Origin of the sequence: Mariniradius sediminis (genome assembly GCF_021491425.1) — a bacterium.
In the GTDB taxonomy this organism is placed as follows: Bacteria; Bacteroidota; Bacteroidia; order Cytophagales; family Cyclobacteriaceae; genus Mariniradius; species Mariniradius saccharolyticus.
On sequence record NZ_JAKEVZ010000001.1, the window covers coordinates 496,012 to 507,800 of the forward strand.

The following is an 11,789-nucleotide window of genomic DNA, read 5'->3' on the forward strand; positions in this document are numbered from 1 at the left end:
GTATTATTGCAGCATCGTTTTGATATGAAGCTCGACCTCACACAGATTCAGTCTCCCATCGCGACAGAAATGGCGGAATTTGAAACAAAATTCCGCGATTTTATGAAGAGCAAGGTCAAGCTGCTGGACCATATCACTAACTATATCGTGCGTCGCAAAGGCAAGCAGATGCGGCCAATGTTTGTGTTTTTGACAGCTGGGATGACCGGTGGCATTCACGAATCGACTTATCGGGGTGCTGCCTTGATCGAATTGCTTCATACAGCCTCCTTGGTCCACGACGATGTGGTCGATGATTCCAATTACAGAAGGGGTTTTTTTTCGGTCAATGCACTATGGAAAAACAAGATAGCAGTCTTGGTCGGTGATTATCTGCTGTCTAGAGGCCTACTTTTGAGTGTTGAATACGGAGATTACAAGTTGCTTCAAATTGTCTCCAACGCCGTCAAGGAAATGTCAGAAGGGGAACTACTGCAAAGCTACATGTCCCGTAAGTTGGATATTACCGAAGAGGTTTATTACACGATTATTAGGCAAAAAACAGCCCGCTTAATTGCCTCGTGTTGCGCAGTCGGAGCATCATCGGCAGGTGCGGATGAAGAGTTGACCGAGCGGATGCGTATATTCGGCGAAAAGGTCGGGATGGCATTCCAAATCAAAGATGATCTTTTTGACTATGGGGAGGACGAGATAGGCAAACCGCTTGGTATCGATATCAAGGAGAAAAAAATGACGCTCCCGCTCATCTATGCCCTCAACAATGCCTCTTGGCTCGACAAAAGACGGATCATTTACCTCGTCCGCAACAGAAACGAGGACAAGAAGGCGGTGCAGGAGGTGATTTCTTTTGTGAAAAAGTCGGGCGGACTCGAATACGCACAGAAGGTGATGAACCAATATGTTGCTGAAGCGAAGGAAATCCTGACCAGTTTCCCCGCATCGGCCTACAAGAGTTCCCTGGAAGATTTGGTGAAGTTTACGATAGAAAGGAAGAAATAGACTTCCCACCAATTCCCATTCAAAATCCTTTCCAGTTTTGGGTATTACCCTAGAAGCCAGACATTTTACTCTTCCAACAATTTTTTCACCAAGGCTTCGTGCTCTTCGATCCATCGGTCGTAATAATCGCCCGTTCCCGGTCCTGTAAAGCCCGTATGAATTTTGCGCACATTGCCTTTTTTGTCGATGTAAATCAAAGTCGGAAACGCGATGACCTGATTGAGAGCGGGTAATGATTCAGAGGCTTTTTCCTTGTTGCTCACGCCCGCAATGAGGAACGTGTACTTCGCACCGAGTTTGTCAACGGTCTTTTTCACCCGCTCACTGGCATAGGTGAAATCGGGCTTTGCCTCAAATGCCAAGGCGATGATTTCGATGCCCTTGTCCTTGTGCCTATCATACCAAGGTGCCAAAAACTTGGTCTCGTCCATACAGTTGGGACACCAGGTGCCAAACAATTGTACCAAGACAACCTTCCCTTGGAATTTTGGATCATCGAGCGATACCGGTGTCCCATTTAGGTCGGGAAAACTGAACGTAAGCCTTTCATAGCCATCTTTCAGGTAATTGAAAGAATAGGCGTCAGGCAGTTCAAACTTTTCGTCGCGCACGGCCGTGAATGTTTCCTTTCCCCTCGGTCCGCTGCGGAACAAGCCGTTTATTTCGCCCGATTCATTCAATTCCCCGCCAAAGTAGAACAGGTGGCTTCCATCGAAGGCGCTCATTTTGAAGCTATTCCCTTCGACATTTCCCTCCAAGTACCTGTAGTCTCCCAAGTGGGTCAAAAAGGTGCCTGAAATTCGATTTCCTTTTTGGGAAAAGATACCCACTGCCTCGTAGATTTCGCCATTTGTCTTTTTGAATGTAGTCTTCCAGCGCCCGGAGAACTCCACTGAAGGCGTTGTTTTGGTGGGGAATCGCTCCAAATCGCCCTTTTTGGCTGAAAAGGGCACCACATAATTTGACGCCGTATTTTTTATGAAAGCTCCCTCCAAGTGATCCGGGCCAAGGATCCGTGCATGGATTTCGGAATCAAAAATCCCCATCGTTACCTTCAACGAATCCCCACTTTGCTCCACTTCGTCAAAGACCAAGACCTCCTCGGCGTTGTACACCTCGAGGCGCCATTTGCCAGCCTCTTGGAATAGGCCCATGCCGAAGGGGATTTCGTCGGGGCTGATATTCAAGCTTGCCCGCCATTTTCCTTGTAAATCAGGGGTTTTGGGATTGAGGGAGCTGCTGAAAGTTGCTAACAACAAACCGATATGGAGTAGAAATATACTTTTCATGCTGTATTCGGGAATCAGGCAAAACTGCACAGTACAAATGATTAATCCTACAGGATTTGTTGGGTAAAGAGTTTTTTGATCAAAAAGGTTCAAATCAATCGAGGCCCGGTCTTGGGAAATTCCCCCACTTTTGGGAAAAGCTTCAAATTTTGTGGGAAAATGCCCCACTTCCCGCCAAATCCCTTTCAGAGGGCTTGTTCGACATATTTATGACAGTCAAATTTTCTTCAAAATCGGCCAAAATGGATCCTATTCGCTGATTTTCTGAATGATCCCCCTTGGAATCGGGTTTTTCATGGCAGATGAAAAAAACTTCATTTTTTCAATAAATGATTGTGATAATTCAAACTTTTGGATAGTTTTAGAAAAAAGTGGAGAAAAGTGGGGGAAAGTGGTAGAAAGTGTTTTTCCTTTTCTTACTTTTGTAACTACTGTAAACTCAAGATAAGCCCATGGGAATTTTCAGCGGTCGATATGAATGCAAGGTGGATCCGAAAGGACGTCTGGCATTGCCTGCCCGGATCAAGGCGGCAATTCCGGATTCCAACGGGGATACTTTGGTTCTGCGCCATGGAGACGATGGATGTCTTGCGTTGTACCCCCATGTGGAGTTTAACAAACTTTTAAATCAAGTCAATTCCCTTTCCGACCGTGATCCACTGCACAGGAAGATCAAGCGGGCGTTTTTTGAAGGAATGACTGAGGTGGAGTTGGACAGCGCAGGACGTTTTTTGATTCCCAAGACTTTTCTACAGGCGGCAGGCATCGACAAGGATGCCTCGGTCAACGGGATGGGTAGCTATGTGGAGATTTGGAATCCCGACAAGTACACCGCCAACAAAATCGACGACAACGACGAGCTAACGACCTTGATGGATCAAAATATTCTCTGACTATGACGATCCATGAGTACCATATCCCCGTGATGCTAGACCCCTGCATTGAAGGATTGGCTATTGACCCCAACGGAATTTATGTCGATCTGACATTTGGGGGAGGCGGACATTCACGGGAGATACTCAGCAAATTGGAAAAGGGGCATTTATATGCTTTTGACCAAGATATCGACGCCGAGGAAAACGTCCCGGATAGCCCCAAGATCACTTTCATCCAGGCCAACTTCAGGGATTTCAAAAAGTACCTGAAACTCTACGGTGTAAGGGAAGTCGACGGGATATTGGCCGATTTGGGGATTTCGTCCCATCAGATTGACGAGCCGTCCCGGGGATTTTCGACCAGATTCGAAGGGAAACTGGACATGAGGATGGGCGGAGATATCAAATTGACCGCAAGGGAAATCCTGAATACCTACGAGGAGTCTCGGCTCCACAAGATATTCGGGATCTATGGGGAAGTCAAAAATGCCCGCACCTTGGCACAGGCGGTAGTCTCCCAAAGGGCCATCAAGCCATTCGAGACGACTACCGAATTCAAGGCCTTTTTGCAGCGATATGCGCCTAAGGGAAAGGAATTCAAATACTTCGCACAGGTATTCCAAGCCCTCCGAATCGAAGTTAACGATGAGATGGGTGCCTTGGAGGACATGTTGACCCAAAGTGTGGATGTGTTGAAGAAGGATGGCAGACTGGTGGTGATGAGTTACCATTCGCTCGAGGACCGGATGGTGAAGAATTTCATCAATAAGGGAAAATTCCAGGGTGAGGTAGAGAAGGATTTCTTCGGGAACCTGATCAGGCCACTTGAACCACTGACAAGAGGTGCCTTGGTGGCCGATGAAAACGAGGTCAGCCAGAACCCCAGGGCAAGGAGTGCAAAACTTAGGATTGCAAAAAGAAACTAGGATGAGCCAAAATACTTTCAAGAAGAAAATTCAGGAAGGAACCTCCCAAAAGGGTGGCGGGAAAAGCATCTTTTCCCTCATCGAAGAAAAACTCAACGTCACGGGAGTGTTAGGCGAAGGGATCCCGGTGCAATATGCCCCGCCCATCCTGTATGTGGCTTTTGTCGCGCTGATCTACATCTGGAGCAATCACCGCGCGGAGAACATGATCCGGAAGATCGAAAAAACACAGCAAGAGGTGGAGGATATCCGCGCGGATGTAACCACCCTTGAGGCAGAATATATGCTCAGCAGCAAACAGTCAGAAGTAGCCAAAAAGACAGCTCCCTTGGGCATCGTCGAAATCAAAGAACCACCAGTCAAAATCATCGCCAAGTAGTGAATATCAAACGTTCCATAGTACTGCGTGTCAGGGTCGCCTTTTTGGTGGTGGCTTTGTTTGCTGGGGCAATCTTCTACAGGATTGTCCATTTGCAGTTTGTGGAGGGTGAAAAATGGCAGGCCAAATCCGAGACGATCAACTTTCAGTACCGCCAAGTCAGTGCGACACGTGGCAACATCTATGCGGCCGACGGAAGCCTGCTGGCAACGAGTTTGCCGTTCTACCGGGTGGTGATTGACCCGATGGTCGCAAAAGAGGACGTATTTGCCAAAGGCATCGATTCCTTGGGATTGATGCTCTCGGCTTTTTACAAAGACAAATCAGCCGAATCCTATCGCCGCATGATCAAAGATGCGCGCTCAGGCAAGAAGCGCTACCTCATCATCAACAGGCAGCAGATTGGGTACCAAGACATGCAAAAAATGTCCAAGTGGCCCATCTTCCGCAATGGGCGCATGGGTGGCGGAGTCATTTTTGAAAAAGTGGAGAAACGCTACCGTCCCTTCAACAACCTCGCCAGCCGCACAGTCGGATTTGTCAACGAGGACAAATATGGGGTCGGGATAGAATACAGCTTCAACGAATACTTGGAGGGCCAAAATGGGAAAGCACTTTTCCAACGGATCGCGGGCGGATCGTGGAAGCCTGTTTTCGACGCCGAGGATGTGAAGCCGGATGACGGCTATGACATCCTGACGACGTTGGATGTCAATATCCAGGACGTGGCGGAAACCGCATTGCTTCGGCAACTACAGGCCAAGGAAGCGGCATTTGGCTGTGTCATCGTGATGGAAGTGGAGACAGGGCATATCAAAGCCCTGATCAATCTCCAAAGAAATAAAAGTGGTATCGGCTACGGTGAGAACTACAATTTTGCCATCGGCGACCAAGGATTGACAGAGCCAGGATCTACCTTCAAGCTTCTGTCCATGCTGGCATTGCTGGAAGAGGGAAAAGTGAATCTTCAGGATTCGATTGATACTGGCAATGGCAGGTTCAAGTTTTACGACCGGTACATGAACGACTCGAAAGAGGGAGGTTACGGAAAGATCACGGTCAAAGAAGCTTTTGAGAAATCCTCCAACGTCGCGATCTCCCGCTTGGTAGAGCAACATTTTGGGCACCAACCAAGCAAGTTTATGGCCTATGTGCAGGAGACCGGTCTTCATCAGCCATTGAGTTTCCAGTTGAAAGGTGAGGGGATTCCCTATTTCAAAACTCCAGGTCAGAAGAATTGGTACGGTACGACGCTGCCGTGGCTATCGATTGGGTACGAGGCAAAGCTTACGCCATTGCACACTTTGACCTTTTACAATGCCATCGCCAACAATGGAAAGATGGTGAAGCCGATGCTGGTACAGGCTGTGGCAAGGGGTAACCAAATACATGAGCGCTACGACTCCGAAGTGTTGCGAAAAAGCATCGCTTCATCCGGAACGATCGAAAAGTTGCAGCAACTGCTGGAGGGAGTCGTGCAAAATGGAACCGCCAAAAACATCTACACCGATGAGTACAGGATTGCTGGCAAGACCGGTACGGCGCAGAAACTTATCGAGGGGCGGTATACTCAAAGGTATTACACCTCTTTTGCGGGGTATTTTCCAGCCGACAATCCGAAGTATTCGGCGATTGTGGTGATCGACAGTCCGCAGGGATTTGCAGCTTACGGTGGGGATGTCTCGGCCCCGGTTTTCAGGGAAATCGCCGATAAGATCTATGCACAGGATCTTCAGCTCAACAAAAAGGAAAACGAAAAGACCTATTTGGCAAATGCCACTTTGCCCTATATCCAGGCTGGCAAGGTCGACGAGCTTCAGATGCTTTGCAACAAGTTTGGTATTTCCAACCATGTCGCAGGTGAAGCGGCGGACGGTTGGGTCAAGTCCGTTCCCGTCAATCGCTCCATACAGTGGAAACCGAATAAGACAGAAGCTCCGGTTGTGCCGGATGTGACAGGGATGTCGCTTCGGGATGCTTTGTATGTATTGGAAAACAAGGGAATCAAAGTGGTCTACCAAGGAAAAGGCAGGGTCAAGGGTCAATCCATCAGTCCGGGTACACCTGCAAACAATGCATATCTGATAAATCTAGTATTAGGGTAAATGAAGGCACTGAAAGACATATTGTACAAAGTATCCCTGACCTCGACCATTGGAGACATGGAAGTGGGCGTGAGCGATATTGTCTTTGATAGCCGCAAGGTCGGCTCGGGGTCTGTATTTGTAGCCGTTGCAGGCACGCAAGTAGACGGTCACTCCTTCATTTCCACAGCTCTTGAAAAAGGAGCAAAAGCCATCGTTTGTGAAAAACTGCCGGAATCTTTGCAGGAGGGCATCACCTATGTGCAGGTGCTGAATTCCGCAAAAGCACTCGGCATCATGGCTTCCAATTATTATGAAAATCCATCTGAAAAGTTGAAGCTCGTGGCGGTGACTGGTACCAATGGTAAAACCACCACCGTCACGCTTCTTTATCAGCTTTTCATCGAAATGGGATATAAAACGGGCCTGCTTTCCACGGTGGAAAACAGGATCAACGATCAAGTGGTACCCGCCACGCACACGACTCCGGATGCACTCAGCATTCAAGTTATGCTGAAGCGGATGGTGGAGGAAGGGTGTACGCACTGCTTCATGGAGGCGAGTTCGCATGCGATCGTGCAGGAGCGAATGGCCGGTCTGCATTTGGCAGGAGCGGTATTCACCAATATTACCCATGACCATTTGGATTACCACGGAAGCTTTGACGAATACATCAAAGCCAAGAAAAAACTCTTTGACGAGTTGCCAAAAGACGCCTTTGCACTGGTCAACGCTGATGACAAGCGTGGGCCTGTCATGCTCCAAAACACCAGAGCCCAAGGCTTGACTTTTGGGCTCAAGTATCCGGGCGATTTCAAGGCCAAGATCCTATCCAATACGATCGACGGTTTGGAATTGGATATCAACAACAGGCAGATATGGTTTAGGCTGATCGGACAATTCAATGCTTATAACCTACTCGGAGTGTATGCCACGGCTGTGCTTTTGGGAGAGGATGAGGAGGAAGTGTTGATGCAGCTATCCAAAGTGGAGGGTGCCCAAGGGAGATTTGACAAGATCTCGCTCTACGGCATTACCGCGATTGTGGATTATGCCCATACACCAGATGCCTTGGAAAATGTGCTCAAAACCATACAAGGTGTACGTACCGGCGGCGAACAGGTATTGACCGTTGTCGGCTGCGGCGGAAATAGGGATAGGACCAAACGGCCCGTGATGGCGAAGATCGCTACCCAACTCTCCGACAAGGTGATCCTGACTTCTGACAATCCAAGGGATGAAGAGCCGATGGCGATTCTGCGCGAAATGGAGGCAGGGGTAAATCCGGTCGATATGAAAAGGACGCTGATCATCGAAGACAGACGGGAGGCGATCAAAACAGCAGTCTTGATGGCAAAAAAGGGTGACATCATCCTGATTGCAGGCAAGGGTCATGAGACCTATCAAGAGATCAAAGGTGTGAAACATCCATTTGACGACAGGCAGGTGGTGAGGGAAATGCTTCATTTAATGAACAAGAACTGATATGCTATACCCGATTTTTGACTATTTGGACAGCGTTTTGGATGTGCCCGGCACGGGGGTGTTCCGCTATATTTCCTTCAGGGCGGGGATGGCTGCGCTATTTTCCCTGATCATCACCATCACTTTTGGAAGCAGCATCATCAATTGGATCCGAAAAAAGCAAATAGGCGAGACGGTAAGGGATTTGGGTCTAGAGGGGCAAGCCGCCAAAAAAGGAACCCCCACCATGGGTGGTATGATGATCATCGCCGGCATTGTAGTGCCTACACTTTTGTTTGCCAATCTCAACAATGTGTACATCATCCTGCTGCTCGTGTCTACGATATGGCTGGGTACAATCGGGTTTTTGGACGATTATATCAAGGTGTTCAAAAAGAATAAGGAAGGACTCGCGGGAAGGTTCAAAATCACCGGTCAGATTGTGATTGGCATTATCGTCGGCGCCACTTTGTATTTCCATGAAGATGTCGTGGTCCGCGAGTTTACAAATCCGGTTTCGATCGAAGAAGGAGTCATCGAGACTCCGGCCTACAAAGACGTGAAGGTCGCCAAGACTACAATCCCTTTTACCAAAAACAACGAGCTCAACTACGAGAATTTCCTTGGATTTCTAGGAGAAGACCTGACGCCGGTTTTGTACATCCTGGTGGTCATTTTCATCATTACAGCCGTTTCCAATGGTGCAAACATTACGGACGGCATCGACGGCTTGGCGGCGGGAACCTCTGCCATCATCGGCCTGACGATTGCCATTTTCGCTTACATCAGTGGCAACGCCATTTTCTCCCAATACCTCAACGTGATGTTCATCCCCAATTCGGGAGAGCTTGTGATTTTCTGCGCGGCCTTTGTCGGCGCCTGCGTTGGGTTTTTGTGGTACAATGCCTTCCCGGCACAGGTATTCATGGGAGATACGGGCAGCCTGATGCTTGGCGGTGTGATTGCCGTGTTGTCATTTACACTGAGAAAGGAATTGCTCATCCCGGTGCTTTGCGGGATTTTCCTGGTAGAGAATCTTTCCGTGATCATGCAGGTGAGCTATTTCAAATACACCAAGAGAAAATACGGGGAGGGCAGGAGGATTTTCCTGATGTCCCCCCTGCACCACCATTACCAAAAGAAGAATATCCATGAAGCCAAGATCGTGACGCGTTTTTGGATCGTGGGGATTCTATTGGCCATTATCACTTTGGCAACCTTGAAATTGAGATAAATGCAAAAACTGATCGCCATACTGGGAGCTGGAGAAAGCGGAGTTGGGGCAGCCTTGCTGGCCAAGCGGGAAGGCTTTGCCGTTTGGGTTTCCGATATGGGCATGATCAGTCCAGCGAGGAAGGAAATGCTTACTTCGGCCGGAGTTCCTTTTGAGGAAGGCGGCCATTCGGAGGAGAGGATTTTGGCTGCTGCTGAGATCATCAAGAGCCCGGGCATTCCTGACAAGGCTCCCTTGGTCAAAAAAGCCAAGGAAATGGGCATTCCGGTCATCGATGAGTTGGACTTTGCTTTCAGGTATTCCAAGGGGAAAGTCATCGCCATCACCGGCACCAACGGCAAGACCACCACGACGCTATTGACTTACCATTTATTGAAAAAAGGTGGTTTGGATGTCGGCTTGGGCGGAAATGTGGGCGAAAGCTGGGCTGGACAATTGGTCCATGGAGACAAAAAATGGTGGGTCTTGGAAACGAGCAGCTTTCAAATCGACGGCTTCAAGTCCTTTCGTCCTGCCATCGCGATCTTGACAAACATCACACCCGATCACTTGGATCGGTATGAATACAAACTGGAAAATTATGTTGCCTCCAAGGTATCCCTGTTCAAAAACATGGAAGTAGCGGACGCAGCCATTTTCTGGGAAGACGACGAATTAATTCAGACGGGACTGGGGAAGGTAAGTATGCGGGCCACTTGCTACCCCGTTTCGCTGAAGCATCAGCCTACCGTTGGAGGATACTTTGATGGCGACACCATTCAACTTCAAACAGGGAGCAAAAACCTCGAGCTCAATCCTGAGGAGATGGTGCTCAAGGGAACCCACAATATGCTGAATACCATGTTTGCTGCCTCTGCGGCCTTATTGGCAGGTGTGTCAGCGGAGGCGATCCGTGAGGGATTGGCAGATTTCCAAAATGCCGCACATCGGATGGAACCTGTTGCCACGATCGACGGGGTCGCATTTGTCAATGACAGCAAAGGCACCAACGTAGACGCGACCGCTTATGCCTTGGCCTCTTACAAGCAGCCAATCATTTGGATTGCAGGCGGGATTGACAAGGGTAACGATTACTCAGTCTTGTACCCCACCACCGACACGCAGGTCAAAACGCTGATTTGCCTCGGTGTGGACAATGAAAAACTGAAAAAGGCATTTGGGGGCAGGATTCCCCAAATCAAAGAAACCCAGGATATCCGGGAGGCCGTGGCTTGGGGTTTGGAATATGGAAAAGCGGGGGACGTGGTGCTCCTTTCTCCCGCATGTGCAAGCTTTGACTTGTTCAAAAATTATGAAGACAGGGGCAATCAGTTCAAAGCCGCTGTGGAAGCAATCAAACCTTCAGCATCATGATGCAGGATTTTAAAAATTGGATAGACAGAAACCTCAAGGGCGATCCCATCATTTGGGGAATCGTGATCATCCTGTCTATCATCAGCATCGTGGTCGTGTATTCGGCGACAGGTTCTTTGGCCTATAAGAAAAGTGGTGGTGATACAGAGAAATACCTGCTGGACCATTCCATCATGATTGCCCTTGGGCTATTTGTGATGTGGCTGGCACATAAGATTCCCTACAGATTCTATGGGATCATCGGCAAGTCGCTCCTCTTCGTGTCTGTTCCATTGTTGTTGATTACCTATATTTTCGGATCCTCCATCAATGAAGCGAATCGTTGGCTGACCATTCCGGTCATCAACCGGGCATTCCAGCCTTCTGACATTGCCAAACTGGCGCTCATCGCCACCTTGGCCTCGCTGCTTGCCAAAAGGCAGAAGAATATCGATGACTTCAAAAATGCATTCCTGCCTATGATCGTGGTCATCGGCTTGGTCTGCGGACTGATCGGACTCGCCAATATGTCCACGGCGATCCTCCTGCTGTCTACCTGTCTGTTGCTCCTGTTCATTGGAAGGGTGCCCATGAAATACATCGCCATGGTGATCTTGGTCGGAGCCTTGTTTTTGACTTCTGCGGTCTTTCTCGGCCAACGGGGCAGCACGTTTTTCTCCAGGATCGAGCGCTTCATGGATGCGGATGAGATCCCATTCCAAGCCGAGCAATCATTTATTGCTATATCTACCGGCGGCATTGCCGGAAAGGGACCAGGCAAATCAGAACAGAGAAACACCCTTCCGCATCCATATTCAGACTTCATCTACGCCATTATCATTGAGGAATATGGCATGATCGGCGGCGCGACGGTACTCTTCCTTTACCTCGCTTTGCTTTATCGCGGGATGCGGATTGTGGCATCTTCGACCAAGCCTTTTGGGGGCTTATTGTCGGCGGGTCTGAGCTTTGCGCTGGTACTGCAGGCGATGGTCAATATGGCCGTGGCTGTTGGCCTCGGACCGATCACGGGGTTGCCATTGCCCTTGCTCAGCATGGGCGGTACATCCTTGATGTTTACTGGATTTTCCATGGGAATTATCCTCAGTATCAGCAGGGGCGACCATCAGGATTCTGCCGAGGCAGTTTCGGAGGGCGGAAATAAATTGAGAAAATCATTTCAACCGGCTTAGGCCAAAAAGATACA

At 48.9% G+C, this 11,789-nt stretch carries 11 protein-coding genes; 10 read left to right on the plus strand and 1 reads right to left on the minus strand.

The features are described 5' to 3' along the window. Window positions 1–24: 24 nt before the first annotated feature. Window positions 25–999 carry a polyprenyl synthetase family protein gene (locus L0U89_RS02235; protein ID WP_234860024.1) on the plus strand — a complete coding sequence of 325 codons (975 nt, stop codon included), beginning with the start codon at window positions 25–27 and terminating at the stop codon, window positions 997–999. A 65-nt stretch (window positions 1,000–1,064) separates the two neighbouring features. Here the strand turns inward: L0U89_RS02235 and L0U89_RS02240 are convergent, their stop codons facing one another. Next, window positions 1,065–2,288: a TlpA disulfide reductase family protein gene (locus tag L0U89_RS02240; protein WP_234860025.1), complete on the minus strand. Its 1,224-nt coding sequence runs from the start codon at window positions 2,286–2,288 to the stop codon at window positions 1,065–1,067. A 295-nt stretch (window positions 2,289–2,583) separates the two neighbouring features. Here L0U89_RS02240 and L0U89_RS02245 point away from each other — a divergent pair, with 295 nt between their 5' ends. Genes L0U89_RS02245 through L0U89_RS02285 form a run of 9 tightly spaced genes read left to right on the plus strand, consistent with a single transcriptional unit; the run spans window position 2,584 to window position 11,775 of the window. Continuing rightward, window positions 2,584–2,736 carry a hypothetical protein gene (locus L0U89_RS02245; RefSeq protein WP_157198623.1) on the plus strand — a complete coding sequence of 51 codons (153 nt, stop codon included), beginning with the start codon at window positions 2,584–2,586 and terminating at the stop codon, window positions 2,734–2,736. Between the two features lie 4 nt (window positions 2,737–2,740). Next, window positions 2,741–3,181: a division/cell wall cluster transcriptional repressor MraZ gene (locus tag L0U89_RS02250; RefSeq protein WP_008631261.1), complete on the plus strand. Its 441-nt coding sequence runs from the start codon at window positions 2,741–2,743 to the stop codon at window positions 3,179–3,181. Between the two features lie 2 nt (window positions 3,182–3,183). Beyond that, window positions 3,184–4,089, plus strand: a complete 906-nt coding sequence (gene rsmH / locus L0U89_RS02255) for a 16S rRNA (cytosine(1402)-N(4))-methyltransferase RsmH (protein WP_234860026.1) — start codon at window positions 3,184–3,186, stop codon at window positions 4,087–4,089. A 1-nt stretch (window position 4,090) separates the two neighbouring features. Continuing rightward, window positions 4,091–4,468, plus strand: coding sequence for an FtsL-like putative cell division protein (locus L0U89_RS02260; RefSeq protein WP_008631264.1), 378 nt, complete (start codon window positions 4,091–4,093; stop codon window positions 4,466–4,468). After that, on the plus strand, window positions 4,468–6,573 hold the full coding sequence (locus tag L0U89_RS02265) for a PASTA domain-containing penicillin-binding protein (RefSeq protein WP_234860027.1): 2,106 nt from the start codon (window positions 4,468–4,470) through the stop codon (window positions 6,571–6,573). Before L0U89_RS02260 ends, L0U89_RS02265 begins: the two co-directional genes overlap by 1 nt. Then, a complete protein-coding gene (locus tag L0U89_RS02270; RefSeq protein WP_234860028.1) occupies window positions 6,574–8,037 on the plus strand; it encodes a UDP-N-acetylmuramoyl-L-alanyl-D-glutamate--2,6-diaminopimelate ligase in 1,464 nt (487 codons plus the stop codon). A 1-nt stretch (window position 8,038) separates the two neighbouring features. Next, window positions 8,039–9,250: a phospho-N-acetylmuramoyl-pentapeptide-transferase gene (mraY, locus tag L0U89_RS02275; RefSeq protein ID WP_234860029.1), complete on the plus strand. Its 1,212-nt coding sequence runs from the start codon at window positions 8,039–8,041 to the stop codon at window positions 9,248–9,250. Further along, entirely contained in the window at window positions 9,251–10,603 is a 1,353-nt protein-coding gene (gene murD, locus L0U89_RS02280; RefSeq protein WP_234860030.1) for a UDP-N-acetylmuramoyl-L-alanine--D-glutamate ligase, read from the plus strand. Further along, window positions 10,603–11,775, plus strand: coding sequence for an FtsW/RodA/SpoVE family cell cycle protein (locus tag L0U89_RS02285; protein ID WP_040481450.1), 1,173 nt, complete (start codon window positions 10,603–10,605; stop codon window positions 11,773–11,775). Before murD ends, L0U89_RS02285 begins: the two co-directional genes overlap by 1 nt. The last annotated feature ends 14 nt before the right edge of the window (window positions 11,776–11,789 follow it).